General features: G+C 43.6%; 25 protein-coding genes. 10 read left to right on the top strand and 15 right to left on the bottom strand.

Annotated elements, in window-relative coordinates; translation table 11 throughout:
* Positions 1-15: 15 nt before the first annotated feature.
* A complete protein-coding gene (gene typA / locus ACQCVE_RS15165) occupies positions 16-1,857 on the bottom strand; it encodes a translational GTPase TypA (protein ID WP_426846910.1) in 1,842 nt (613 codons plus the stop codon).
* Between the two features lie 119 nt (positions 1,858-1,976).
* Here typA and ACQCVE_RS15160 point away from each other — a divergent pair, with 119 nt between their 5' ends.
* Positions 1,977-2,162, top strand: coding sequence for a YlaF family protein (locus tag ACQCVE_RS15160; RefSeq protein ID WP_426846911.1), 186 nt, complete (start codon positions 1,977-1,979; stop codon positions 2,160-2,162).
* A gap of 69 nt (positions 2,163-2,231) precedes the next feature.
* Here ACQCVE_RS15160 and ACQCVE_RS15155 read toward each other — a convergent pair whose 3' ends face one another.
* The 3 genes from ACQCVE_RS15155 to ACQCVE_RS15145 form a co-directional block, all read right to left on the bottom strand.
* Positions 2,232-2,684, bottom strand: coding sequence for an N-acetyltransferase family protein (locus ACQCVE_RS15155; RefSeq protein WP_426846912.1), 453 nt, complete (start codon positions 2,682-2,684; stop codon positions 2,232-2,234).
* 1 nt (position 2,685) lies between these two features.
* Positions 2,686-3,480, bottom strand: a complete 795-nt coding sequence (locus ACQCVE_RS15150) for an inositol monophosphatase family protein (RefSeq protein ID WP_426846913.1) — start codon at positions 3,478-3,480, stop codon at positions 2,686-2,688.
* Positions 3,481-3,646: 166 nt separating this feature from the next.
* Positions 3,647-3,835 carry a hypothetical protein gene (locus ACQCVE_RS15145; protein WP_426863312.1) on the bottom strand — a complete coding sequence of 63 codons (189 nt, stop codon included), beginning with the start codon at positions 3,833-3,835 and terminating at the stop codon, positions 3,647-3,649.
* Positions 3,836-4,085: 250 nt separating this feature from the next.
* Here ACQCVE_RS15145 and ACQCVE_RS15140 point away from each other — a divergent pair, with 250 nt between their 5' ends.
* Positions 4,086-4,715, top strand: coding sequence for a YktB family protein (locus tag ACQCVE_RS15140; protein WP_426846915.1), 630 nt, complete (start codon positions 4,086-4,088; stop codon positions 4,713-4,715).
* Between the two features lie 37 nt (positions 4,716-4,752).
* On the opposite strand, the gene ACQCVE_RS15135 is transcribed toward ACQCVE_RS15140, so the two are convergent.
* Both ACQCVE_RS15135 and ACQCVE_RS15130 read right to left on the bottom strand, forming a co-directional pair.
* Positions 4,753-5,025 carry a UPF0223 family protein gene (locus ACQCVE_RS15135; RefSeq protein WP_426846916.1) on the bottom strand — a complete coding sequence of 91 codons (273 nt, stop codon included), beginning with the start codon at positions 5,023-5,025 and terminating at the stop codon, positions 4,753-4,755.
* A gap of 23 nt (positions 5,026-5,048) precedes the next feature.
* On the bottom strand, positions 5,049-6,008 hold the full coding sequence (locus ACQCVE_RS15130) for an NAD(P)H-dependent flavin oxidoreductase (RefSeq protein WP_426863311.1): 960 nt from the start codon (positions 6,006-6,008) through the stop codon (positions 5,049-5,051).
* 152 nt (positions 6,009-6,160) lie between these two features.
* On the opposite strand from ACQCVE_RS15130, the gene ACQCVE_RS15125 reads away from it, so the two are divergent.
* Complete coding sequence (locus ACQCVE_RS15125) at positions 6,161-7,636, top strand: aminotransferase class I/II-fold pyridoxal phosphate-dependent enzyme (protein ID WP_426846918.1); 1,476 nt, start codon at positions 6,161-6,163, stop codon at positions 7,634-7,636.
* 73 nt (positions 7,637-7,709) lie between these two features.
* Here ACQCVE_RS15125 and ACQCVE_RS15120 read toward each other — a convergent pair whose 3' ends face one another.
* Positions 7,710-7,832, bottom strand: a complete 123-nt coding sequence (locus ACQCVE_RS15120; RefSeq protein WP_426846919.1) for a GapA-binding peptide SR1P — start codon at positions 7,830-7,832, stop codon at positions 7,710-7,712.
* A gap of 255 nt (positions 7,833-8,087) precedes the next feature.
* On the opposite strand from ACQCVE_RS15120, the gene ACQCVE_RS15115 reads away from it, so the two are divergent.
* The 3 genes from ACQCVE_RS15115 to ACQCVE_RS15105 all read left to right on the top strand — a co-directional run bounded on the left by ACQCVE_RS15115 (position 8,088) and on the right by ACQCVE_RS15105 (position 10,830).
* The gene (locus ACQCVE_RS15115; protein ID WP_426846920.1) at positions 8,088-8,462 is read left to right on the top strand and encodes a DUF1885 family protein; all 375 of its coding nucleotides are present in this window, start codon (positions 8,088-8,090) and stop codon (positions 8,460-8,462) included.
* A gap of 244 nt (positions 8,463-8,706) precedes the next feature.
* On the top strand, positions 8,707-10,263 hold the full coding sequence (locus tag ACQCVE_RS15110) for a glycine betaine uptake BCCT transporter (RefSeq protein ID WP_426846921.1): 1,557 nt from the start codon (positions 8,707-8,709) through the stop codon (positions 10,261-10,263).
* A gap of 168 nt (positions 10,264-10,431) precedes the next feature.
* Positions 10,432-10,830: a hypothetical protein gene (locus tag ACQCVE_RS15105; RefSeq protein ID WP_426863310.1), complete on the top strand. Its 399-nt coding sequence runs from the start codon at positions 10,432-10,434 to the stop codon at positions 10,828-10,830.
* Between the two features lie 32 nt (positions 10,831-10,862).
* Here ACQCVE_RS15105 and lpdA read toward each other — a convergent pair whose 3' ends face one another.
* From lpdA to ACQCVE_RS15080, 5 genes are all read right to left on the bottom strand, one after another.
* The gene (gene lpdA, locus ACQCVE_RS15100; protein WP_426846923.1) at positions 10,863-12,275 is read right to left on the bottom strand and encodes a dihydrolipoyl dehydrogenase; all 1,413 of its coding nucleotides are present in this window, start codon (positions 12,273-12,275) and stop codon (positions 10,863-10,865) included.
* Positions 12,276-12,278: 3 nt separating this feature from the next.
* Positions 12,279-13,634, bottom strand: coding sequence for a dihydrolipoamide acetyltransferase family protein (locus ACQCVE_RS15095; protein ID WP_426846924.1), 1,356 nt, complete (start codon positions 13,632-13,634; stop codon positions 12,279-12,281).
* 94 nt (positions 13,635-13,728) lie between these two features.
* Positions 13,729-14,706 (bottom strand): alpha-ketoacid dehydrogenase subunit beta, encoded by a 978-nt coding sequence (locus ACQCVE_RS15090; RefSeq protein WP_426846925.1) that lies wholly within the window; start codon positions 14,704-14,706, stop codon positions 13,729-13,731.
* A 3-nt stretch (positions 14,707-14,709) separates the two neighbouring features.
* Entirely contained in the window at positions 14,710-15,825 is a 1,116-nt protein-coding gene (pdhA, locus tag ACQCVE_RS15085) for a pyruvate dehydrogenase (acetyl-transferring) E1 component subunit alpha (protein WP_426846926.1), read from the bottom strand.
* A 454-nt stretch (positions 15,826-16,279) separates the two neighbouring features.
* Positions 16,280-16,942 (bottom strand): YkyA family protein, encoded by a 663-nt coding sequence (locus ACQCVE_RS15080; RefSeq protein WP_426863309.1) that lies wholly within the window; start codon positions 16,940-16,942, stop codon positions 16,280-16,282.
* Positions 16,943-17,186: 244 nt separating this feature from the next.
* Between ACQCVE_RS15080 and ACQCVE_RS15075 the strand changes: the two genes are divergently transcribed.
* Positions 17,187-17,321 carry a YjcZ family sporulation protein gene (locus ACQCVE_RS15075; protein WP_426846928.1) on the top strand — a complete coding sequence of 45 codons (135 nt, stop codon included), beginning with the start codon at positions 17,187-17,189 and terminating at the stop codon, positions 17,319-17,321.
* An 874-nt stretch (positions 17,322-18,195) separates the two neighbouring features.
* Positions 18,196-18,747 carry a peptide deformylase gene (gene def, locus ACQCVE_RS15070; protein WP_426846929.1) on the top strand — a complete coding sequence of 184 codons (552 nt, stop codon included), beginning with the start codon at positions 18,196-18,198 and terminating at the stop codon, positions 18,745-18,747.
* 149 nt (positions 18,748-18,896) lie between these two features.
* On the opposite strand, the gene ACQCVE_RS15065 is transcribed toward def, so the two are convergent.
* The gene (locus ACQCVE_RS15065; protein ID WP_426863308.1) at positions 18,897-19,688 is read right to left on the bottom strand and encodes a Cof-type HAD-IIB family hydrolase; all 792 of its coding nucleotides are present in this window, start codon (positions 19,686-19,688) and stop codon (positions 18,897-18,899) included.
* 406 nt (positions 19,689-20,094) lie between these two features.
* Between ACQCVE_RS15065 and ACQCVE_RS15060 the strand changes: the two genes are divergently transcribed.
* Both ACQCVE_RS15060 and rnjA read left to right on the top strand, forming a co-directional pair.
* Positions 20,095-20,304, top strand: a complete 210-nt coding sequence (locus ACQCVE_RS15060) for a DNA-dependent RNA polymerase subunit epsilon (RefSeq protein ID WP_426846930.1) — start codon at positions 20,095-20,097, stop codon at positions 20,302-20,304.
* A 3-nt stretch (positions 20,305-20,307) separates the two neighbouring features.
* A complete protein-coding gene (gene rnjA, locus ACQCVE_RS15055; RefSeq protein ID WP_426846931.1) occupies positions 20,308-21,975 on the top strand; it encodes a ribonuclease J1 in 1,668 nt (555 codons plus the stop codon).
* A gap of 66 nt (positions 21,976-22,041) precedes the next feature.
* Here the strand turns inward: rnjA and ade are convergent, their stop codons facing one another.
* Both ade and ACQCVE_RS15045 read right to left on the bottom strand, forming a co-directional pair.
* Positions 22,042-23,775 carry an adenine deaminase gene (gene ade / locus ACQCVE_RS15050; RefSeq protein WP_426846932.1) on the bottom strand — a complete coding sequence of 578 codons (1,734 nt, stop codon included), beginning with the start codon at positions 23,773-23,775 and terminating at the stop codon, positions 22,042-22,044.
* Between the two features lie 336 nt (positions 23,776-24,111).
* Positions 24,112-24,774, bottom strand: a complete 663-nt coding sequence (locus ACQCVE_RS15045) for a potassium channel family protein (RefSeq protein ID WP_426846933.1) — start codon at positions 24,772-24,774, stop codon at positions 24,112-24,114.
* Positions 24,775-25,093 lie beyond the last annotated feature (319 nt).

Raw genomic sequence — 25,093 nt, 5'->3', positions numbered from 1 at the left:
AAGCTTTTATTCAGTTTACATGCCAGAGAGTTTCTTTTTCTTGGCAGCTCTTTCACGTTCGTTTTTATCGAGAATTTTCTTTCTCAAACGAATGGACTCAGGCGTTACTTCACAGTATTCATCATCATTCAAGTACTCGAGGGATTCCTCTAGTGTCATGATGCGCGGTTTTTTCATCGTTGTTGTTTGATCTTTTGTTGCTGAACGGACGTTTGTTTGCTGTTTCATTCTGCAGATGTTTACGACAAGGTCGCTGTCACGGTTATGTTCTCCAACGATCATTCCCTGGTAAACGTCTGTGCCTGGTTCAACAAAGATTACGCCGCGGTCTTCAATTCCCATGATTCCGTAACCGGATGACTTGCCGTTCTCCATGGATACAAGTACACCCTGACGGCGTCCTCCAACCTGGCCGGTCGCCATTGGCTGGTAACTGTCAAACGTATGATTGATAATTCCATAGCCGCGAGTCAGAGAAAGGAACTCTGTAGAATAGCCGATCAATCCGCGTGATGGAACCATGAAGATCATTCTTACTTGGCCGTTTCCATTATTGATCATGTCCAGCATTTCACCTTTACGGGCACCGATGGATTCCATTACTGCTCCTGTATAATCTTCTGGAACATCAATTTGAACGCGCTCCACAGGCTCGCAGCGGACACCGTCGATTTCCCGGACAATAACTTCAGGCTTTGACACTTGAAGCTCGTAGTTTTCGCGGCGCATGTTTTCAATCAGGATAGAAAGATGAAGCTCTCCGCGTCCCGAAACTGTCCATGCATCTGGAGAATCCGTATTTTCTACGCGCAGGCTGACGTCTGTCTGAAGCTGCTGCATAAGGCGCTCTTCAATTTTACGGGAGGTAACGAATTTCCCTTCGCGTCCAGCAAATGGACTGTTGTTTACAAGGAAAGTCATTTGAAGTGTCGGCTCATCAATACGCAGGATAGGAAGTGCTTCCTGGTGTTCTACCGGGCAAACGGTTTCTCCTACATTGATGTCTTCCATTCCGGAGACAGCAACGAGGTCTCCGGCGCGTGCTTCTTCAATTTCAACACGCTTCAACCCTTGGAAACCAAAGATTTTTGTTACGCGGAAGTTTTTCACTGACCCGTCAAGCTTCATGAGGGAGACTTGCTGGCCAACTTGCATCGTTCCTCTGAATACCCGGCCAATTCCAATACGGCCAACGTAGTCGTTGTAATCCAGAAGGGCTACTTGGAACTGAAGCGGATCTTCACTGTTATCAATAGGTGTCGGAATGGTTTCCATGATTGACTCAAAGATGCACTCCATGTTTTCTTCCTGTTCAGCAGGATCCGGGTTCATGCTCGCGGTCCCGTTGACAGCAGAAGCAAATACAACCGGGAATTCCAGCTGTTCTTCAGTTGCATCCAGCTCAATGAACAGGTCGATTACTTCATCTACCACTTCCTGCGGGCGGGCAGAATCTTTATCGATTTTGTTCACAACAACAATCGGAGTCAATTTTTGCTCCAATGCTTTTTTCAGAACAAAACGTGTTTGAGGCATGCATCCCTCATACGCATCAACAACGAGAAGTACACCGTCCACCATTTTCATGATCCGTTCTACTTCGCCGCCAAAGTCGGCATGGCCCGGCGTGTCCAGAATATTGATGCGTGTGTCTTTATATTGAATAGCCGTGTTTTTGGCCAAGATTGTTATTCCGCGTTCACGTTCCAAATCATTGGAGTCCATGGCACGTTCAGCAACCTGCTCGTTCGCACGGAATGTTCCAGCTTGATGAAGCAGTTTGTCTACCAGCGTCGTTTTCCCATGGTCAACGTGGGCAATAATCGCAATATTGCGAAGATCGTTTCGAAGTTTCACAATTTCATCTCCTATAATTTCAAAATACCCTCGATATTATAACACACACTGCTGGTAAAATAGAAAGTTTTTAAGTAAACTTAATTCAGAATCTTTTTTTATGTTAGGGGATGCAGCAAATGAAATCGGTTAAATGGAGATTTTTAGTGCTGGCCGTTCTGGCAGCAGTGATGATGATGATGATTGGAATTTCTGTCGGTCTGAGGAGTATCCTTGGCATCGTGGCCTCTATTATTGGATTGTGCGCAGTAATGGGCTTTGGTTTTGCAACGAAGAAGAGAATGCGGGAAAAGGGACTTTTATAATATAAATAAGACCGGGAGGACAGCCTCTGCGGTCTTATTTTTGTATACGCGATTCTGCTGTTTCAGCATCTACAAAGGAAAAATTAATACCATATATTCCTTATCCCCGATTTTCTCAAGCTTGTATTGCTCAAATCCGCCTGCGCTTAAAAATCGGATCCACTCAAGCCTGGCTTCCGGAACTCCAGCGAACAAAACTTTGTGTCCTTGAAGCCTCAATTCCTTTCCGATCAGAGAAAGGATCTCTTTTCCCGTTCCGCGGCCTCTGAAATCCGGATGAACCAAAATGGTGCCAAGCCAGGCCTTTTCATTGGAAGGAACCCACTCTGCTAAAAAGGAAATGGCCAGCGGAATGCCATTCTTCTCCCATATTCTCCATTCTCCCTGGTACATTTCATGCCGCTTCATATAATCAGATAATTCGTCTGGATCTGATTCTTCCTTAATCCAATCAGGACTATTTTGCGCGCATTGTTTAAAAAAATGAAGGTCTTCTTCGTGAAAAGCCCTGTATTGAAGCATGCTATGATTTCTTCAGGTACGTGCTGAATATTTCCTGATGAAGACCGTCTCTTGCTGCCAGTATGCTGTTCGGGCCGATTACATTCACATCTTCCCCATCCACTGTTGTTGCTACCGCACCGGTTTCCTCAAGCAAAATTAATCCGGCTGCAAAATCCCAGGGAGCGAGTCTCATCGTAATATAGCAATCCAGGCGACCTGATGCGACGTAAGCAAACTCCAGTGCCGCTGAGCCATATGATCTAGTACCGCGAGAATGGCGAACCAGCGGCGCTAAAACAGAAGGATCAATTCTTTTGTTTTCCGTGATCCAGGTTGCATTTAAGCCGATGATGGATTCTTTCACTTCTCTTTTTTCCAGTACAGGCAATGGGGTTTCATTCATAAATGCCCCCTGGCCTTTCACTGCATGATAAAGCTCATCTTGGACCACGTCGTAAATAAGACCGATCATCCCTATTCCATCCTCGTAAATTCCAATGGATATGGCAAAATTTCTTTGCTGATGAACAAAATTCATTGTGCCGTCGATCGGATCGATGATCCAGATTATTCCTTTTTCATCCTCTATTTCATGGCCATAGCCTTCTTCTCCTAAAATGCGGTGATCCGGATACGTTTCTTTAATTTTGCTGATAAAAAATTGTTCTGTTTCTTTGTCCATATTTGTAACAAGGTCATTTGGATTGGATTTTGTTTGAATAGAAAGAGAAGTTGCAAAAGAACTTCTGATGCGTTCACCGGCTTCTCTTACCCAGCTCTTTGCTTTCCCGTCAATTTCTTTCCAAATTGTCATGGTTAGCCTCTTTTCTGTTAGGACTAGTCAGATAAGCCTGTCCATATTATGTAATCGTTATGTTTTCAGGATACTTCATGGGGTTTCCTAATTCAAGCATGAAGGGGGAGGGCGAAGACGCAGATAAAAACGAACCTTTTAAAGGTTCGTTTAAAACATCTTCAGGCTATGCCTGCAGCTTAAGCCATTCTCTTCTGAGTTTTTCAAGTCTTTGTTTACTTGCGGATTTTTGATCTTCGTTGTTTTCCTCCATCGCTTCGAATAATGTGGCCAGTTCATAATCCAATTCCAGCTGGATCACACCAATACGATTTTTTATTTCTCTTGGCTGAGCGGCTTTAATGACCTGCTTCATTGAAAAACTCCCCTTTCATGCTTATTTCCTTTATAAAACTTCTAATGTTGGACCGATAAGATTTTGTATATCTTATGTTTATTTATTATGACAGGGAACACGGTAAAAAAAATTGTGTATCTACCTATAATTAGAAGGTGTTATCAATACTTTACCACTTTGCTGACCGCGCGAAACGTGCAACTTGATTGGACCTCCGCTGGGGGTGTGCTACAATATTTTTACCCATAAACAGGAGGTTGCACTCATCATGAATTTTACAGGATTCGAAGCAGAAGATTTTGAAGTATTTGCAGTAAACGGGCTGGAAGAGAGGATGGAAATGCTCGTTGAAACGGTAAGGCCGAAACTTGAAGCACTGGGGGTGCACTTCAGTGCAATGCTGTCCCAGTTGACCGGGGAGGAGATGTTTCCGCATGTTGCGAAGCATGCCCGCCGCTCTGTAAATCCTCCCAATGACACGTGGGTGGCCTTCGCAAGCAGTAAAAGAGGGTATAAAATGCTTCCTCATTTTCAAATAGGCCTTTGGGAAACGCATGTTTTTATATGGTTCGCCATGATTTATGAAGCGCCAGGAAAAGAAGCTTTTGGAAAAGCCGCTGAGAAGAAGATCCCGACCATTGTAAAACAGATCCCGGGGCACTATGTCTGGTCAGATGATCACACAAAACCCGGTGCCTCACCTCAAGAAGAGCTGGGAAAAGCCGGCCTGAAAAAAATGGCTGAACGCCTCCAGTCTGTTAAAAAAGCTGAAATGCTCTGCGGAGTGCATATAAACAGACAAGAGGCAGAAGCTATGAGCGGCGAGGAGATGATTACAAGGATTGAACAATCCTTCCAAACTCTTCTTCCCCTTTACCAGCTCGCCCAGAGAGCATAGCAAAAATCCCGGGATGCATATAATCCCGGGATTTTTATTAAGTCATTTTAATTTTTTCGCCGCTGTCGCTTGCTTTTGCTTTTTTAACCGTCCGATAGGAGGAATAGCCGCTCGCCTCTTCAAACTCATCGCACAGATTCTTCTCTTCCGCTTTGCCAGGGACAATTTCTTTAAACCTTCTGTAGCTGTTCATCAATTCTTCTCTTAGTATTCCTGTTTCATATGCTTTTTCTACGTTCTCAAAAAATTGTACGGCGTCAATAATTTCTTCTGTTGACCAATCAGCCGACAAAGGATATTGGTAGTCCATCGGTTCACCTCAAACCATTCAATTTATTCTCCCCACTGTTTCCGGATGATTTCTCCCTCACTCATCATTCTATCAAATAATTCCTTTACAGAGGGAATGTCATGGATTATTCCTGCAGCCTGGCCAGCCCATCCGAAGCCTTCCCCCCTTTTGCCCTCATTTATGTATTTTTTATTGGCAGCCCCGTCTATATACGCCCTTAACCCTTCAAATGCTGCTTTTGTGTCCTCCAAATCCAAAATCCTGGTGGTCCAGTCATTTGAGAGCGCGCGCCCGGGTGCTCCAATTGTTTTTTTAATCAGTACAGTCCCGTTCTCATCTGCATTGAGAAGATCCTCCTTATAGGTAGAATGGGCATGGATGCACTCTTTTACCGCGATGAACCTTGTGCCCATTTCAATTCCTTCAGCCCCAAGAGCTAAAGCAGCCATTAATCCCTTTCCATCAGCAATTCCTCCGGACGCTATGACAGGGATAGATACGGACTCAACAATACTTGGAATCAGCACCATCGTGCCAGTATCTGTTTTTCCAAGATGCCCTCCTCCTTCATGTCCCACAGCCATTACTGCATCAGCTCCGAGCTCCTCTGCTTTTTCGGCCTGCCTTCTTGCTGCAACTAAAACCAGTTTCCTCACGGGTACTCCCTCAAGCTGCTGAAAAACAGGGGCCGGATTCCCGCCAGTCATGGAAATGACCTGGACCTCCTCGTCGATGGCTGCCTGCAGCATCCGGGAAAACGGCCTCCCATGCTGCCCAATAGCAAAATTGACACCAAAGGGCTGAACGGTTTTCTCCCTTGTCTTTTGTATCTCTTTTTTCAGTTCTTCAGGTGAACTTAGTGACATCGCCGTGATCTGGCCGAGTCCCCCGGCATTGGAAACGGCTGCTGCAAGCTCCGAGTAGGCAAGGTAGGCAAGTCCTCCTTGAACGATTGGATACCGAATCCCAAGCAGCTCTGTCACTCTTGTTTTCCAATTCATTTTTCATCCCCCCCATATCCTTTTTTGATAGAAGGCATATAAAGCCCTCTGACAAGATCCTTGAAAATTTTCTTTATTATTAAGAGCACAAGTGATATAATTCATTTGTTTTAGATTAGGACGCATTTTGAATAAGAAGGTGGAATTACAAATTGAATCAAAACCTTACACCGCTTTATACCGGATTAAAAAAGCATATTGACCGGAATCCTGTTCAATTTCATATACCAGGACACAAAAAAGGCGCTGGAATCGACCCGGATTTCAGAGAATATATTGGCGAGAACGCTTTGAAAATGGATCTCATAAATATTGGTCCGCTTGATGACCTTCATTCTCCTAAAGGCATTATAAAAGACGCTCAGGAGCTTGCGGCTGAAGCATTCGGTGCAGACTATACATTTTTTTCGGTCCAGGGAACCAGCGGGGCCATTATGACGATGGTAATGGCAGTCTGCAGACCGGGAGACAAAATCATCGTTCCGAGGAATGTCCATAAATCAGTCATGACAGCTATCGTATTTTCAGGAGCCATCCCTGTTTTTATTCACCCTGAAGTGGATAAGGAACTTGGGATCTCCCACGGAATTACGACCGATGCCGTGCAGACAGCTCTTGATCAAAACCCCGATGCTAAAGGAGTCCTGGTGATTAATCCAACGTATTTCGGCATATCGGCTGATTTACAGAAGATCGTGGAAATTGCCCATTCCTGCCATGTGCCCGTATTAGTCGATGAGGCTCATGGGGTTCACATTCATTTTCATGAAGAACTCCCGTTATCAGCCATGCAGGCGGGAGCTGATATGGCTGCTACAAGCGTCCATAAATTAGGAGGATCGATGACTCAGAGCTCTGTGCTTAATGTTCGGGAAGGTCTTGTTTCTGCCCAGCGGGTTCAATCCATTTTAAGCATGATGACCACAACCTCCACTTCTTACCTTCTCCTCTCATCCCTTGATGTGGCTCGCAAGCGGCTTGCAATGGAAGGGAGAGAGCTGATCGATCAAACGATACAGCTTGCGCAGAAAACAAGGCATCAGCTGAACCAAATAGAAGATATTTATTGTGTGGGTCCTGAAATTTTAGGGACTAAATCCACTTTTGATTATGACCCGACTAAATTGATTATTTCTGTTAAAAGCCTTGGCATAAACGGTTACGATGTAGAAAAATGGCTTCGTGAAAAGCATAAAATTGAAGTCGAACTTTCTGATCTTTATAATATTCTTTGCATTATAACCCCCGGCGACACAGAAGAAGAAACGAGCCTGCTCGTGCAAGCCTTAAAAGAGCTGTCTGAGAGGTTTAAGCAGCGCAATCCCGGCCAGGCTGAAGAAACGTCCGTATTGCTGCCTGATATTCCAGTGCTTGCTCTCACGCCGAGGGATGCTTTCTACGCTCAGACCGAACTCGTTCCGTTCCAGGAATCAGCGGGAAGGATTATCGCAGAATTTATTATGGTTTATCCTCCTGGCATTCCAATTTTTATCCCAGGAGAAATTATTACAGAAGACAATCTTGCCTACATTCAAAAAAACATGGAAGTGGGATTGCCGGTACAGGGCCCTGAAGACCCTAACCTGAATTCCCTTCGTGTTATTAAAGAGCATAAAGCGATCAGATAGCACATATTAAAAAGCATGCATGGAGTATTCCATGCATGCTTTTCCCCTTTTTATGCTTAACCCCTGTTATTTATTACCGTTCTAATTCTGTCTTTTCACAATCACAATTCAAGCATTTTCCATACAGCGTGGATACTTTCTCATCATCAAAGTGGCTGATTGTGCTGCTGCATTCCTGACATACGATTGTTCCCATCTTCCCATCCCCTTTACATTATTGTAAGCGGTTTTAATTATCTGTTGTTTCTATATTATTATGTCACATTGTATTCGTCAAGTAGAAAAAGTATGTCACATTTGATTTTTTTGGGGTCCTAAATAAACCAATTTTGGATGCGATGGCTCAATGAGGCTCGGGGCTAAACTATGAAGAAAGAATGGACCATCTCTCCTGGTATATCCTATATAATAGAAGGAATCAGATTATTCAAACAAACGGGGAGGATTTCTGATGAAGCATGCGAGTATTGTTTTAAAAAGCCAGACTGAAATTTCTTTAAGCGATATCAAGAGTCTGATCGGTTATTATAGGGAGATTACAGAAAAAACCGGCCAGCAGCTTGGGTGGGAATACGGCTCATCTGCATTTCCTTATCACATATCTGAGCAGAATGATAAACTGATGGTGCTGGAAAGCAGTGAGCGGGGTTTTCATCAAATCTTTATTGGTCTTGCTAATGGGGAGCCAGCTGTCATTCAATTTTATCTTCCTGAGAATTCAGCACATGGGGATAAGGCAAAGGCAAATGAATTGTGTAAGTTTTTTGCCCGGAAACTGGGAGCGGAACTTCATCTCTTCAGCGGAAAAGTAATGAGGTTCGGCTGAGAAATCCTATATTCCGACAAAGTATATAACGATCTGCCGAATAATTTATGCCCGGATACCATCATTCGGGTTTATTTTTTTTTGATATAGGCTAAATATCATATGCAATGTTTCATATTTTACAGTTTAAAGATGCGTTAGACTGTATAGATTGAACTGTGATGCTTCAAACTAATCTCAGGACATGTTACAATATGAAACGTTGTGTTTATAACACAGACTAAGATAAAAGGAGCTGATGCGTATGAAACGCGTAACACCTGTATTTACTGTTTCACTGATCGTCTCCGCTCTGTTTATCTTATGGGGAGTCTTACCCGATAGTTTTTTGGGCAATTTCACTCTCTCTAAGGTTACAGCAGCAGTGCACGGTTTTATTATTGAGAAGTTTGGCTGGTTTTATCTTCTCACGGCAACATTCTTTCTGATTTTCGCTTTAGGCCTTATCTTTACTAAGTACGGGAACATTAAGCTTGGAAAAGACGACGATAAACCTGAATACTCGTACATATCATGGTTCGCCATGCTGTTCAGTGCCGGCATGGGGATCGGCTTAGTTTTCTGGGGAGCTGCAGAACCATTAAATCATTATATGACACCTCCTCTCGGAGAAGGCGGTACAGATGAAGCAGCCAGAGGAGCTCTCAGGTACTCATTCTTTCATTGGGGATTGCACCCGTGGGGTATTTACTCTGTAATCGCACTCGCCTTAGCTTATTTCACCTTCAGAAAAGGCCAGAATGGAGTCATCAGCAAAACGCTTGAGCCATTGATTGGGAAAAGATCTGAAGGCGGCTTCGGAATCCTCATTAATTTTGTTGCTGTTTTCGCAACGATTTTTGGAGTTGCCACTTCCTTAGGGTTAGGGGCCACTCAAATTTCCGGCGGGGTTTCACACGTATTCCCGGTCATCCAGAACAATTTGACCACACAGCTTATCATTATTGCGATTGTAACGGTTCTATTCACAATATCCGCCCAAACCGGACTTGATAAAGGTATTAAATATTTGAGCAACCTGAATGTCATTTTAGCCATTCTTCTTATGGCTGCACTTTTATTCATCGGACCTACTAATTTTATAATGGACTTCTTTGTTACAACTTTGGGAGGCTATATCCAAAACCTTCCCGCACAAAGCTTTAGACTGCTTCCTTTCCAGGAAGAAAATACATGGATTCAGGATTGGACATTGTTCTATTGGGCCTGGTGGATTTCTTGGGCGCCATTCGTTGGTACATTTATTGCCAGGGTGTCAAAAGGAAGAACCATCCGTGAATTCGTTATTGGAGTTCTAGCTGTCCCGACAATATTTGGAGCATTATGGTTTTCTGTATTCGGAGGCTCAGCGATCTACCTTGAGCATTTCCAAAACGTGAATCTTGTTGAAGCGATGACAGAAGGCGGTACAGAGATTGCTTTGTTTGAAACTCTCAGCAACTTTCCGCTGGGTACAGTATTATCCCTGCTCGCTATTTTCCTGATTGCTACATTCTTTATTACTTCTGCCGATTCAGCTACATTCGTACTGGGCATGCAGACTACGAACGGTGATTTGAATCCAAAGAATTCAGTTAAACTTGTATGGGGCATTATCCAATCAAGTATTGCTGCCATCCTTTTGTTTACAGGAGGATTGGAGGCTCTTCAGACAGCATCCATAATAGCAGCACTGCCATTTGCGATTATTATGATCATGATGGTGTTCTCTCTGGCCAAATCATTACGCAAAGAAAAGGTTATGATATACAAGCCAGTCGATAAAGAGACATTAGATAAATTAGATAAAAATGAAACATAATTCCTCTTCCCTCCGTCTTACTAGCGGAGGGTTTTATTTAATCTTTATTTATTGAAAATTCAATTTATCATTTGAGTAACATTTTGATGACATGATCTAGAACATGAAAACAGTATGGTAAAATGGGATTAATTTGATAGGTCTTTCTGGGCCTCGGGAGGGAAAATTGTGTTCACAGACAGAATGCTTCAGTTCAATCGGATCCTTCTTGCCGCCTTGATTGGATCCGTTCTAATTCTCTCTTCCTGCACATTCCCGGGAGTCATTTCCCAGACTGCAGTCCCCCCTGTTCATTCAAAAGAAAAGGTTATTCTTTTCTTCTCGGATGAAAAGAAAATAGAGGAGGAAGAGCAGTACTATGATGCGCTGCTTGCTATAAAGGACAAGTATCCTGCGGAGTATAAGAAAATGAGGATTTATCAGGAGGAGCAAAAAAATCCTTACGGAGTAAGCACTTATCCTGCTTTAATGATCATGGAAAATCACGAAATTGTTGTAAGAATTGAAGGAATAGTGAATAGCAAGGATGAAATACTTGCTCCAATCAAAAAAGCATTGAGTCCATAGAAAAAACCTCCGCAAGAGCGGAGGTTTTTTTGTTATTTTACGATGTGGATCGGGCTTCCAAGAGCAACTTCTGCTGCTTCCATTGTAATTTCTCCCAAAGTAGGGTGAGCATGAATGGTCATAGCGATATCTTCAGCAGTCATGCCGGATTCAATGGCAAGACCAAGTTCAGAGATCATATCAGAAGCGTTTGCACCAGCAATTTGAGCTCCGATTACAATTCCGTCCTCTTTAGTCGTCACGAGCTTCATGAAACCGTCTGTCTCGTTAAGTGACAGGGCACGTCCATTCGCTGCGAATGGGAATTTAGCCGCAGTTACTTCAAGTCCTTCTTCTTTAGCCTGAGCTTCTGTATAGCCTACAGTAGCCAGCTCTGGCTCAGAGAAGACCACAGCTGGAATTCCAAGATAATCGATTTCGGCCGGCTCGCCTGCGATCACTTCTGCAGCTATTTTGCCTTCGTAGGATGCCTTATGTGCAAGAGGCGGCCCTTCTACGATATCACCGATTGCAAAAATGTTGGAAACGCTTGTGCGGCACTGCTTGTCAATTTTGATAACGCCGCGGTCACTCATTTCAACACCAACCTGCTCAAGGCCAAGCTCATCAGTGTTCGGACGGCGGCCTACCGTTACCAATACGTAATCCGCTTCGACTGTTTGCTCTTCGCCTTTCACTTCAAATGTTACTTTCACGCCATTTTCTGTTTCTTCAACAGATTTAGCCATCGCTTTTGTATGAATGTCAACGTTCCCTTTTTTCTTCAGGTTGCGTTTAACCAGTGAGCTCATTTGTTTCTCAAAGCCCATTAAAATATCATCCAAAGCTTCAATGATGGTTACTTCAGTACCAAAGTTAGCATAAGCCGTTCCAAGCTCCGTACCGATGTAGCCTCCGCCGATTACAACCAGTTTCTTTGGAACATCTTTAAGAGCAAGAGCCCCGGTAGAATGGATGACACGGTCAGAGTACTTGAATGCTGGAAGTTCGATTGGACGGGAACCCGTCGCAATGATTGCATTTTTAAACTTATAAGTTTGGGAAGAATTATCATCCATTACTTTAATGGACTCTCCATCTACGAAGTATGCTTCTCCGCGGACGATTTCTACTTTGTTTCCTTTTAGAAGGCCTTCAACACCGCTTGTAAGCTTGTTGACAACACTGCCTTTCCACTCTTGAACCTTTGTAAAATCAACTTTTACGTTTTCAGCCGTGATTCCCATGTCTTCGGAATGCTTAGCATTTTCGAAGCGGTGGCCAGCTGAGATCAATGCTTTGGAAGGAATACAACCAACGTTCAGGCAAACTCCGCCTAAAGTTCCTTTTTCAACGATTGTAACTTTTTGTCCTAGCTGTGCAGCGCGGATGGCGGCTACATAGCCGCCAGGTCCCGCACCAATGACAAGAGTGTCTGTCTCAATAGGGAAATCTCCTACTACCATTGATTACGCCTCCATTAAAATAAGTTGTGGGTCATTCAGCAAACGCTTGATGTGGTTCATTGCATTTTGTGCAGTAGCACCATCAATCATACGGTGATCAAAGCTCAAGGATAGAGCAAGAACCGGAGCTACAACGATTTCTCCATCGCGTACAACAGCTTTTTCAGCAATGCGGCCAATTCCAAGGATTGCAACCTCAGGGTGGTTGATTACTGGTGTAAACCATTGTCCGCCGGCAGAACCGATGTTAGAGATTGTGCAGGATGCACCTTTCATTTCGGCACCGGAAAGTTTACCGTCGCGCGCTTTAACTGCAAGCTGGTTGATCTCATCAGAGATTTCAAATACAGATTTGCGGTCAGCATTTTTAACAACTGGTACTAAAAGACCTTTTTCAGTGTCTGCAGCGATCCCGATGTTGTAATAGTGTTTCTGAACAATTTCGTCCGTGCTGTCATCTAGAGATGTATTAAGCACTGGGAACTTCTTCAGCGCGGAAGTAAGAGCTTTCACAACGTACGGTAAATATGTTAACTTAATACCCTGGTCTGCCGCAACACCTTTAAACTTTTTGCGGTGTGCAACAAGCTCGGATACATCTATTTCATCCATTAGCGTAACGTGAGGAGCCGTATGCTTCGAGTTCACCATAGCTTTGGCAATCGCTCTTCTCATTCCGGACATCTTTTCACGGGTTTCAGGAAGCTCACCTTCCGGAATTGGTTGTGCAGCCGGTTTTGACTCTTGTTTAGATTCTTGTTTGCTTTCCTCTGCTGCTGGGGCTTCTGCCGGCTTCGCAGCTCCGCCTTTGCCGAATGCATCGATATCTTCTTTAGATACGCGGCCATTTTTGCCGGATCCGTTTACTTGACGGATATCAATTCCTTGCTCGCGTGCATATTTACGCACAGATGGCATAGCTACAATGCGTTTATTTGGGTCAGCTTCAACCTGATCCTGGCTTCCTGCACCTGTTTCGTCAGCAGGTTCCTGCTTTGGAGCTTCTTCTTTTTTCACATCTTGGCCCGCTTCACCTGTTGATTGAACCTGAGCCTCAGTTTTTTCTTCTTTCTTCTCATCGCTTCCATGATCGTCACCTTTAAACTTAAGGTTTTCGTAGCCTGGAGCGTCAAAAGTGATTAGAGTTTGTCCAACAGTTGCAACTGTTCCCTCTTCTACTTTAAGTTCTACTACTTTTCCTTTTACAGGAGAAGGAATTTCAACGACTGCTTTATCATTTTGCACTTCTGCCAGTACGTCGTCCTCTTCAATTTCGTCACCTGGCTTAACAAACCATTTTACGATCTCGCCTTCATGGATTCCTTCACCGATATCCGGCATTTTAAATTCGAATGACACGGTTTTTCAACCTCCCAGTTTTGTGTGATTTGCTATGAACGAAAAGAAACCAGCTTCACTGATTTCTTTTCGATTGATGTTTCGTCCTGTTTGATTAAAATTCCAAAACTTTTTTAGCTGTTTCAATTACATCCTTGTGGTTAGGCAGCCATACACCCTCTGCTTGAGAGAAAGGGAATACTGTATCAGAAGCTGTAACACGAAGAACAGGAGCTTCAAGGCTTAGGATAGCGCGGTCATTTATTTCAGCCACAACGTTTGCTCCTACGCCCGCTTGCTTTTGAGCTTCTTGAACAACGATTGCACGGCCTGTTTTCTCAACAGAAGCAATGATTGTATCGATATCCAGCGGCTGAACTGTACGAAGGTCAATAACCTCTACGGATTTGCCTTCTTTTTCAAGCTCTTCAGCTGCTTTAAGAGATTCATGAACCATTGCACCATACGTGATAATGGATAGATCTGTTCCTTCGCGTTTTACTTCAGCTTTGCCAAGTTCAATCGTATACTCTTCTTCAGGAACTTCCTGACGGAAAGAGCGGTAAAGCTTCATGTGCTCAAGGAAGATAACCGGGTCGTTATCACGAATAGCAGAAATCAAAAGGCCTTTTGCATCATAAGGCGTTGAAGGAATAACCACTTTCAGACCAGGCTGTTGAGTCATAAGACCTTCCAGGCTGTCAGCATGCATTTCCGGAGTATGTACTCCTCCGCCAAATGGGGAACGGATTGTGACAGGTGATGTCCATCTTCCGCCAGAACGGTAACGCATACGAGCCATTTGGCCGGAAATGGAATCCATTACTTCATATACAAATCCGAAGAACTGAATTTCAGGTACTGGACGGTAGCCTTGAAGACCAAGTCCAAGTGCAAGTCCGCCGATTCCGGATTCTGCAAGCGGAGTATCGAATACACGGTCTTCGCCAAATTCCTTCTGCAATCCTTCAGTCGCGCGGAAAACCCCGCCGTTTACGCCAACGTCTTCTCCAAATACTAGAACGTTTTCGTCATTTTTTAGTTCTGTGCGTAACGCATCAGTGATTGCCTGAATCATTGTCATTTGCGCCATGGCTTACTTCGACTCCTTCGCTTTATAAATTTCAAACTGCTCCTTGAGATTATTAGGCATTTCTTCGTACATAATGCCCATAAGGTCAGTTACTTTTTGTTTTGGATAATCGTCGGCTTTTTTGATTGCTTCTTTAATTTCTTCTTTCGCCTGTTCGATTACTTTGTTCTCTTCTTCCTCGCTCCAAAGCTTTTTGCCTTCTAGGAACTTACGGAAACGGACAAGAGGATCCTTTTCTTCCCACTCATTTTCAATGTCTTTTGTACGGTAGCGTGTCGGGTCATCCCCAGCCATTGTATGAGGGCCATAACGGAACGTAAGGGTTTCGATTAATGTTGGGCCTTCTCCGTCGATTGCACGTTTGCGCGCTTCAGCTGTAGCAGCATACACAGCAAGCGGGTCCATGCCGTCTACTTGAATCCCTACGATTCCTGCTGCAACTGCTTTCTGAGCAATTGTACGTGCAGCAGATTGTTTTTCAACCGGAGTAGAAATTGCATAGCGGTTGTTTTGCACAACGAAAATTGCAGGAGCCTTAAATGCTCCGGCAAAGTTAATTCCTTCATAGAAATCACCTTGTGAAGCTCCGCCGTCCCCAGTATATGTGATGGCAACTGCTTCTTTTCCACGCTTTTTCATTCCAAGCGCTACACCGGCTGTCTGGATGTATTGAGCTCCAATGATGATTTGAGGCGACAATGCATATACATCTTCAGGCATTTGGTTGCCGTGGAAATGTCCGCGGGAGAATAGGAACGCCTGATAAAGCGGAAGACCATGCCAAATGATTTGAGGCACATCACGGTAACCAGGAAGGATAAAGTCATCTTTTTCCAATGCAAAATGGGAAGCAATCTGAGAAGCTTCCTGTCCGGCAGTCGGAGCATAGAAGCCAAGACGTCCCTGACGGTTAAGAGAAATTGAACGCTGATCAAGGATACGAGTATATACCATACGGCGCATAAGCTCTTTCAATTGATCATCAGACAGATCCGGCATTGCCGCTTCATTCACGACTTCGCCTTTTTCATTTAAAATTTGTAACGTTTGGAACTGCTCGGCAATCGCATCAAATTGCTTTTTGCCGTCTACAAGTGCAGATTTAGTTTTAGCAGCCATCTAAGTCACCTCTTCCTTTCATTTAGACAAATTTGATAGCAGAATGATACAAGTCATATACAGATTTAGGATACCCTAAATTAACTCACAGACACATTTTTTCAAATACATTCCACTACCATTTACCACATTGGAGCAACTTAAAACTTTTATGTATGCAATATTTTAAGCTACAGAAACTGTATTAATTTTATTACAGACAAAATTAATACAATCCAATTATCACAACCATAGTTTACACCTCATAAAAATGGAAGTCAATCGGTTTACATCAGGATTATTTCAGTATTAAAATGGAATTTGCTAATACCTTATTATGGAAATGAATAAAACTGTATTAGTACAAAAACTATAACTGTACTACAATAGTAGCGTTTTCATTTTAAAAAACAAAATGCCGGAGAAACCTCTGCAAACCTCGGAGTGTCTGCAGCCGTCTGTTCCGGCACAATCTTTATTCTTCCGTATTAATGTCTGCTGCCTGATAAAATTCCTTTTTTCCTGCGTTATACTTTTCAGTATAGCTGTTAAAATCTTCATTCAGTTCCTTTACTTCGTCATAAGCTGTATTGATTTTGGAAATGTGCGCCTCCAGGTCTTTGAGCTTAAGGTCTTTATTTTGAAACATTTTATAAAGCTCTTCATCAAGAGCCATCGCTGTGCTGTATGACTTTGCGAGGCTGTCATAGGATTTATAGCGTTCAGCCATCAGTTTTTTCAGTTCTTCTGCTTCTTTGGACGCTTTTTCATTTTCAATTTTGTTTAGTGCTTCTTCAGCCTCTTTAAATGCTTTCTCGGATTCTTCAATGCTATTTCGCTCTGCTTCGATTTTCTCCTTGCGGTTTTTTACAATCTCGAGCGCATCTTCAGAAAGAGATTTGATTTTTTCAAAATCCTTCATGCCAAGTGCAATAATTTCGCTGTAGATTTCATTTTCTTTTTTTTCAAGTTCAATAAGAGGTTTTTGCTCCTCTTTGAATGAACTTTCCTTCGACACCACATTTTCCAGTGCTTCATAAGCCTGTTCGGATGGCGAAGCCCCCATACACCCTGTCAGAAGTGAGCCTGTCAGCACAGCCCCCATGCCAAGCATGAGCCACTTATTCGTTTTTATCACAACTAATCCCCCTTACTATACAATAACTAACTATAAAATCTCTTAGGTTGGAACACAATACATCCGGAGAAAGTTTTAATCCTAAAACGTAAAAAATAGGTAATTAGACGGTACTTATCTTCTATCCGCTGGTCTTTTGCCTAAAAAATTTGAAATTGGGCGGATGACTATACACATCTGCCCCCTGAGCATATGGTATATCAGACGCTCAAGCAAGAGCGCTATTTAAAAGGAGGTCACCACTATGTATTGTTATCCTGCATATCCTGCATATGGCTGCGGCGGCGGCTACGGCGGCGGACGCACATTTGCTCTAATCGTCGTATTGTTCATCCTATTGATCATCGTTGGAGCAGCATACCTCGGCGGAGGCTGCTAATAAGAAAAGCGGAGGGCGCTCGCACAGCCCCGACAAGCATAAGACAATCAGCCGTAGGAAGGCGCTTTTCCTTCCGCAGGATGAGTGGCTTATGACCTCGAGGGGCTAGCGCCCGGAGCTAGACACCAAATCCCGGTGCATAGCTCTACATAAATAAGAAAAGCGGAGGGCGCTGAGATAAGGATGTTCTGCTAAGTGCGCGGCGTCCTGCCGCAACGCAGAACGGACCTGCCTCCTGCAGGCCCCCGACAAGCATAAGACAATCAGCCGTAGGATGGCGGGAAAAGGAAGTTCGGGAGAAGTGCGCGGCGTCCTGCGGGCCTGAGTGGCTTATGACCTCGAGGGGCTAGCGCCCGGAGCTAGACACCAATCCCGGTGCATAGCTCTACATAAATAAGAAAAGCGGAGGGCGCTGAGGTAAGGATGTTCTGCTAAGTGCGCGGCGTCCTTCCGCAACGCAGAACGGACCTGCTGTCTGATAATAACCAGGCTACTCGCAGGTATCTGTCCCTGTTTTTCTTTTTCCCTCAAAAGAAATCTTCATTTGTCTTGAACCGTATTTTTAAATAGACTTTGTTAAAGCATGGTGTTGATTTTTCACACCTGTTAATTGGAGCGGAAATCAACAGCCAAGTTTAACAGAACTTTTAAATAATATAAATGATTGGACAGACTTTAACCTGTTATTTAAAATATGGCTTTGGAATAGCATTTTTTAAACACAGCAGAAGGGCGAACGCCGGCAGCTGCAATAAGCCAAGGGGAGATAAGAAATTATCCCAATTAAAAATAATTTATATCATCTTTCATTCAAAATATGGATTCTATATAATAAGAAAGATACGTGTTGAAACGATGAGAGGAAGTGCTCAATATGCTTACCAGCAAAGACATCATTAGAGAAGGCCATCCAACTTTGAGGGAAACAGCAAAGGAAGTGCCTCTTCCCGCATCTCAAGAAGACAGAAAAACCCTTGAAGAAATGCTGGAATATCTAAAACAAAGCCAGGACCCTGAGCTTGCAGAAAAACATGATCTCCGCCCGGGGGTCGGGCTTGCTGCCCCGCAAATTAATGTAAGCAAGAGGATGATCGCCGTTCATTTTGAAGATGAAGGCAAAAAATACAGCTATGGTCTTATTAATCCCCGAATAATCAGCCACTCTGTTCAGCAGAGTTTTCTTACGTCGGGAGAAGGCTGTCTTTCAGTTGACAGACCCGTTCCGGGCTACGTCCCCCGCTATTCGAAAATACGGGTGAAAGCGACCTTACTGGACGGAACAGAGCTGGATTTGAAATTAAAAGGGATGGCAGCCATCGTGCTGCAGCATGAAATTGATCACCTTAACGGAGTAATGTTTTATGACCATATGAGTGAAACGGAGCCTTTTTCAATTCCTGAGGGCGCTATAGCAGTTGAACGCTAAGAAGGCCTCCTCATCCAGGCTGCTATGTTAAGCCCGGTATCAGGATGTGCGGTAAATGGGTTAAGTGAAGATGGCATCTCTTTTTACAAGGCTTGAAAAAAAAGAGGGTCCTAAAAGATTCTGACTTTTAGGACCCCTTTTCTTTTTATTTATATTTTTTCGGCCTTAGAGGACAGCAGCCCCAGCTGCTGAACCGCGTATTGGATACCATTGTCATCCACAGGTCTGGTTATATAATCTGCAATTTCTTTCAGTTTCGGATTGGCATTGCCCATGGCTACGCCGGTACCTGCATATTTAATCATCTCTAAGTCGTTTAATTCGTCCCCAAATGCATAAATGTCTTCGCGGTCAAATTTTAGACGCTCAACAAGTTTTTTTATTCCTTCTGCTTTGGAACCGCCCGTTGGCAAAATATCAGTAGCCAATTCATGCCAGCGTATAAAATTCAAATCCTTATATTTTTTATATGGCTCCTCTTCCCCTGTTTTGCAGAAAAGCAGGGTCTGATAAATCTCAGCTTCATTAAAAAAAGAAGGGTTCACTTCCGGATGCGGGAATTTAAGAGAGCCCATGCTTTCCTCTATATACGGGTGATTACTCTCTGAAGCCATCATGGTTTCATGATTCATAAATACGAGAGGATGTTTTGTCTCTTCAGAAAATTCCAGCACTTTTTCCAGGGTTTCAGTTTTCAGGGGGTTCTTGTAAATAACTTCGCCTTCAAAAACGACGTATTGGCCGTTAAACGATACAAAGGAATCGATTCCAAGTTCTTCACGAAGGTCTTTAAACATAAATGGAGCCCGCCCTGTTGCAATGGCTACATGATGTCCTGCTTCGCGCAAGTCATCTAAAGTCTGCCTGGTGGACGCTGGAACTTTCTTATCGTGGTCAAGCAGTGTTCCGTCAATATCAAAAAAAACTACTTTTTCTTTCATCATCAGACTCTCCTTTTCACGATGACTTTTGCTAAGTCCATATCAGATATACTATAACAAAGTTTGAATGGCCGGCAAAACATTTATTTCCCTGCAAAGTGGGGGCAAACGGCAATTTCCACGATTACCCATGAAATTATCAGCGGATTTTTCATATAATAGAAGTAATAAAGAAAAATGCACCGGAATAAAGCGTTTTGGACAAGTTTCCTTCAAAGGAGGGTTTGCTGTGCTCAGAAGATTGAGAAATAAACTTAAGGACCAATGGAAACATTTGCTTCGAAAAAAGTCAATCGCTTAGGGGTCAGACTCATTGAGAGGGTCGGCCCCCTTTTCTTACGGGGAGTTATCGAATATAATGTTAGAAGGCAATCTAACAAACGGTATCTAAGGAGAGATTTGGCAAATGATTTACAAAGTATATTTTCAAGAATCTGCACTTGAGGTGCCTGTACGGGAAAAGACACAAACCCTCTATGCAGAAGCAGACTCTGAACGGGATGTCCGGCTAAAGCTTAAAGACCGGAATTACAATATTGAGTTTGTGGAACTTGTTAAAAATTCTTATCTTCAATATGAAGAGAAGAGTGAAAATTATAAAGTATTGGAGCTATGATCAATGAAATTCGTAAAAAATGACCAGGTGGCCGTTTTTGCCCTCGGAGGTTTGGGTGAAATCGGAAAGAACACGTACGGTGTTCAATTTCAGGATGAAATCATTCTGATCGATGCAGGAATCAAATTCCCGGAAGAGGAACTTCTCGGAATTGACTATGTAATTCCTGACTACACATATTTAGTTAAGAACGAAGACAAAATTAAAGGGCTTTTCATTACGCACGGACATGAAGACCATATTGGCGGAATTCCTTATTTGCTTCGTCAGGTGAACATTCCGATTTATGGCGGTAAGCTTGCACTGGGCCTTATCAAGAACAAACTTGAGGAGCACGGACTGCTCAGATCAGCAAAGCTTCATGAAATTCAGGAAGAGGACATCATAAAATTCAGAAAGACGTCCGTTACCTTCTTCAGAACAACACACAGTATTCCAGATTCTTACGGGGTTGTCGTAAAAACTCCTCCCGGCAGCATCGTACATACTGGAGATTTCAAGTTCGACTTTACTCCCGTTGGAGAACCTGCGAACTTAACCAAGATGGCTGAGATCGGAAAAGACGGCGTTCTATGTCTGCTTTCTGATAGCACAAACAGTGAAGTGCCTCATTTCACTATGTCTGAACGCAAGGTCGGAGACAGCATTAACGAGATTTTCAGAAAAATTGACGGCCGTCTTATTTTCGCCACCTTCGCTTCCAATATTCACAGACTGCAGCAGGTGGTGGAAGCAGCTGTCATCAACAACCGTAAAGTAGCTGTTTTTGGCAGAAGCATGGAAGCCGCAATTTCAATCGGACAAGACCTGGGGTACATCCAATGTCCAAAGGATACGTTTATTGAACCGAATGCAATTAACCGGATGCCAGCTAACCGGGTCGTTATTCTGTGTACCGGAAGCCAGGGGGAACCGATGGCGGCCCTTTCAAGAATCGCCAACGGCACACACAGGCAAATTCAGATTATTCAGGGTGATACCGTCGTATTTTCTTCTTCCCCGATTCCAGGAAATACAGTCAGTGTAAGCCGTACGATCAACAAGCTTTTCCGTGCAGGGGCTGAAGTCATTCATGGACCATTGAATGACATCCATACATCCGGACACGGAGGACAGGAAGAACAAAAGCTCATGCTGCGTCTGATGAAACCAAAATATTTCATGCCAATTCACGGCGAACACCGTATGCAGAAAATGCATATGAAGCATGCTACTGATTGCGGAGTACCTGCCGAAAACTGCTTTATTATGGATAACGGCGAAGTGCTTGCACTTGGTGGAAGCGAAGCCGGCGTTACCGGTAAAATCCCTTCCGGGTCCGTCTATATTGACGGAAGCGGGATTGGAGATATTGGCAACATCGTTCTGCGCGACCGCCGTATCCTCTCAGAGGAAGGGCTGGTTATCGTTGTAGTCAGCATCAACATGAAAGATTTCAAAATAGCAGCCGGCCCTGATTTGATTTCCAGAGGTTTTGTCTATATGAGAGAATCAGGAGATCTGATCAACGATGCTCAAGACTTAATCACAAAGCATTTAACAAAGATAATGGATAGAAGAACAAGCCAGTGGTCAGAAATCAAAAACGAAATCACCGACACCCTTGCTCCTTTCCTTTATGAAAAAACAAAACGCCGCCCAATGATTCTTCCGATTATCATGGAGGTATAATGAAAAGCGTCCGCTTACAATGAGCGGACGCTTTTTTTCATTTAAAGCAGAATGAAATGGATCCCATTAATAGGAGATCCATTTAAATTCATTCACTTGGAATAAGCCGTTTACCGTTAGCTTGATCTCGGGGATAACAGGCAATGCTAGGAATGACATCATAACAAATGGATTAAAGGCTTCCTTAAAGCCGATTTGCTGCAATGCCTTATGGACCTGCGCCATATTTTCAATAACTTCTTCATACCGGCGGCAGGACATTAGTCCGCCGACAGGCAAGGGCAGCGATGCCAGGATTGAACCATCTTCGTCAGCAACAGCCATCCCCCCGTTCATTTCCTGGAGACGAACGATGGCTTCATAAATCGCGTCATCATTCGTGCCCAAAGCCATAATGTTATGTGAATCATGCGAAATTGATGCAGCAATAGCCCCGCGCTTCAGCCTAAACCCCTTTACGATCCCTGTTCCGGTTTTTCCATCAGCTCGATAACGGTCGGCGCAGACAAGCTTTAAATGATCAAGCCCGGTATCTGGAATAAAGATTCGATTTTGACTATTCGTTTTTTCCATATCCATTATAGTTACAAGTTCATTCGGAATAATACGAATGATGGGCACATTCCTCTCAGGCTGGATTTCCAGATTCAAATTCTTTTTGGAAAACCTGTCCATCTTCACTGTGTTAAGCAATTCCTCTTCCATTTTAGTTTGGACCGGCCAGTCCTTTGCAGTGATTTTTCCATCTGCAGCTATCTCTTTTCCAAGTCTGTACACGGCTCTCACCTGGAGGTTTTCCACGTCATCTGTTAGAATAAAATCCGCTTCATAGCCCGGAGCAATGGCCCCTTTTTTTGAAAGCCCATAGCATTCCGCCGCATTAAGTGAAGCCATTTGGAACACGGTTAAGGGCTCGATCCCGCTTTGGATGGATAATCTGACAAGGTGATCAATGCTTCCCTCTTCCTGCAATTCATCTAAATGTTTATCATCCGTACAAAAAATAAACCGCCTTGAATTTTTTAATGTGACCGCCTTTATTACGGCAGGCAAATTCCTGGCAACGGACCCTTGCCGGATTTGCACGTACATTCCCCGGCTAATCCGGGCTATTGCCTCTTCTGCAGTAGTCACTTCATGGTCGGTTCTCACTCCGGAAGTGCGGTATAAATCAATCATTTCATGAGAAAGCCCTGCCAGATGTCCATCAATCGGCATATTGTGCCCCCTGGCCAGCGCGAGCTTATCAAGCATTTGCTTTTCTCTATGGACAAGGGATGGATAATCCATGATTTCTGCTAGCCCCAGCACACGCGGATGATCTGTAAAAGCCTTTAAATCTTCTGCGGCAAGGACCGCTCCATTTTCTTCAAAGCTCACAGCCGGAACCGATGAAGGCAGCATAATACGCACATCCAAAGGGAGATTCTCTGATTGGTCCAGCATAAACTGAATGCCCTTTCCCCCTGCCACATTGGCTATTTCATGCGGATCCGCAATGACGGTTGTGACACCATGAGGCAGAACAACTTTAGCAAATTCCGGCGGGGCTACCATGGAAGATTCAATATGAACATGCGAATCAATAAAAGAAGGGATCATATACATGCCTTCTCCATTTACCACTCGGTCAGACTTCATGCGGTTGAACCCGACAAACTCACCATTTTTAATGGCAACATCTGCCTTCATCCACTCATGGCTGAACACATCTGCAACCGTAACATTTAACATAACTAGATCAGCCGCTCCATCTCCAGCTGCTGCCTCCATTCTTGCATTCAAGTCATCTGTAAACATAAAAAAACTCCTCTCAACCATGCTGGGATTTTGAACAGAGCAGCTGATTCCCCTCCACATTTATACTGTGTGCGGCAAAGACGGAAGCTTATCAGCCTTCCCCCTAAAATAAAACAAACAAAACATAGCGGATTAGCTAAAAAGAGTCCGCGGAAACTGCTGAAGCTGAAATAATTGGAATAGAAACCCCGGACCGCTGTGAGCAACCCGGGGATTATGTTATAAACTAATAAGGTAAACTGGCCAGAACATATTGGGAGAACCTTTGAGGAAGCGGCAGGAAACACGGAACAGGCTGTGAGATCTTAATTAAGGCAGCATCCATAAATTAGCCGGTTAAACATTAAGGACTTTTCGTTCAAAGCGGTCAATGTCGGTATCGGCTCCGATAACAATTAAAATATCATTCAATTCGATTGTTTCATCAGCCTGCGGGGAAACGATAATATCTTTACTGCGTTTTATTGCGACGATGTTAATTCCATAGTTCGCACGGATATCCAGGTTGATTAGTGTATTACCCGCGAGCTTTTTATCGGCCACAATCTCAACAATACTATGCTCATCAGATAGCTCTAAATAGTCGAGTACATTGTTTGAAATAATATTGTGAGCAATCCGCCGGCCCATGTCCCGTTCAGGATGAACAATTTTATCGGCCCCTATTTTCGCCAGCACTTTTTCATGGTAATCATTCTGGGCTTTTACAGTAATATTCTTCACCCCTAGATCTTTAAGAATCAGGGTGGTGAGGATACTTGCCTGAATGTTTTCCCCAATTGCTACAATTACGTGATCGAAGTTTCGAATTCCCAGACTCTTAAGCACTGCTTCATCTGTCGTATCCCCTACGACAGCATGGGAGGCAATGTTAGCAAATTCATTTACACGGTCTTCGTCACTGTCAATAGCCATGACTTCCATGCCTTCCTCACTAAGAGCACGGCAGATGCTGCCGCCAAATCGTCCAAGACCTATAACAGCAAATTCTTTTTTCATTTGTAAGTTCCTCCAGCTTATTCGTGTGAATCTTCTAAATCAGATTTTACCATTCCTAATTATGAAATACCAATGGTGTTCATTTTTTAAGGTCTTTAAAACTGGCTGTTGATTACAGCTAACAGACGTTCGCTCTTCCACGGGTCCTGAGGTGAGCCTTCTCTTTGCTTCGCGGATCCCGCTCTGCTCTCAGTTCGGAGTTTAACGCTTCAAACAATAGACTACAACAAAGTTCTTTAATAAGAATGCTTCTTTACCGTTCCTTTCATTGGCAAGAATATAATTATTTCTCTGGAAATAATTTCTGAAAATTCTGTTT

This window comes from Metabacillus sp. 113a (genome assembly GCF_050107635.1).
Taxonomy (GTDB): Bacteria; Bacillota; Bacilli; order Bacillales; family Bacillaceae; genus Metabacillus_B.
This window is presented reverse-complemented; position numbering and strand designations above follow the sequence as displayed.

Excerpts from the sequence above, each read along its gene's own strand:
- lpdA (WP_426846923.1), bottom strand. The coding sequence starts at position 12,275 with ATGGTAGTAGGAGATTTCCCTATTGAGACAGACACTCTTGTCATTGGT.
- ACQCVE_RS15115 (WP_426846920.1), top strand. The coding sequence starts at position 8,088 with ATGAAGCATGCGAGTATTGTTTTAAAAAGCCAGACTGAAATTTCTTTA.
- ACQCVE_RS15140 (WP_426846915.1), top strand. The coding sequence starts at position 4,086 with ATGAATTTTACAGGATTCGAAGCAGAAGATTTTGAAGTATTTGCAGTA.
- ACQCVE_RS15130 (WP_426863311.1), bottom strand. The coding sequence starts at position 6,008 with ATGAATTGGAAAACAAGAGTGACAGAGCTGCTTGGGATTCGGTATCCA.
- ACQCVE_RS15150 (WP_426846913.1), bottom strand. The coding sequence starts at position 3,480 with ATGACAATTTGGAAAGAAATTGACGGGAAAGCAAAGAGCTGGGTAAGA.
- ade (WP_426846932.1), bottom strand. The coding sequence starts at position 23,775 with ATGTTTACAGATGACTTGAATGCAAGAATGGAGGCAGCAGCTGGAGAT.
- def (WP_426846929.1), top strand. The coding sequence starts at position 18,196 with ATGCTTACCAGCAAAGACATCATTAGAGAAGGCCATCCAACTTTGAGG.
- ACQCVE_RS15155 (WP_426846912.1), bottom strand. The coding sequence starts at position 2,684 with ATGCTTCAATACAGGGCTTTTCACGAAGAAGACCTTCATTTTTTTAAA.
- ACQCVE_RS15160 (WP_426846911.1), top strand. The coding sequence starts at position 1,977 with ATGAAATCGGTTAAATGGAGATTTTTAGTGCTGGCCGTTCTGGCAGCA.
- ACQCVE_RS15065 (WP_426863308.1), bottom strand. The coding sequence starts at position 19,688 with ATGAAAGAAAAAGTAGTTTTTTTTGATATTGACGGAACACTGCTTGAC.
- ACQCVE_RS15090 (WP_426846925.1), bottom strand. The coding sequence starts at position 14,706 with ATGGCGCAAATGACAATGATTCAGGCAATCACTGATGCGTTACGCACA.
- ACQCVE_RS15110 (WP_426846921.1), top strand. The coding sequence starts at position 8,707 with ATGAAACGCGTAACACCTGTATTTACTGTTTCACTGATCGTCTCCGCT.
- ACQCVE_RS15120 (WP_426846919.1), bottom strand. The coding sequence starts at position 7,832 with ATGGGAACAATCGTATGTCAGGAATGCAGCAGCACAATCAGCCACTTT.
- rnjA (WP_426846931.1), top strand. The coding sequence starts at position 20,308 with ATGAAATTCGTAAAAAATGACCAGGTGGCCGTTTTTGCCCTCGGAGGT.
- ACQCVE_RS15145 (WP_426863312.1), bottom strand. The coding sequence starts at position 3,835 with ATGAAGCAGGTCATTAAAGCCGCTCAGCCAAGAGAAATAAAAAATCGT.
- pdhA (WP_426846926.1), bottom strand. The coding sequence starts at position 15,825 with ATGGCTGCTAAAACTAAATCTGCACTTGTAGACGGCAAAAAGCAATTT.
- ACQCVE_RS15060 (WP_426846930.1), top strand. The coding sequence starts at position 20,095 with ATGATTTACAAAGTATATTTTCAAGAATCTGCACTTGAGGTGCCTGTA.
- ACQCVE_RS15135 (WP_426846916.1), bottom strand. The coding sequence starts at position 5,025 with ATGGACTACCAATATCCTTTGTCGGCTGATTGGTCAACAGAAGAAATT.
- ACQCVE_RS15045 (WP_426846933.1), bottom strand. The coding sequence starts at position 24,774 with ATGAAAAAAGAATTTGCTGTTATAGGTCTTGGACGATTTGGCGGCAGC.
- ACQCVE_RS15075 (WP_426846928.1), top strand. The coding sequence starts at position 17,187 with ATGTATTGTTATCCTGCATATCCTGCATATGGCTGCGGCGGCGGCTAC.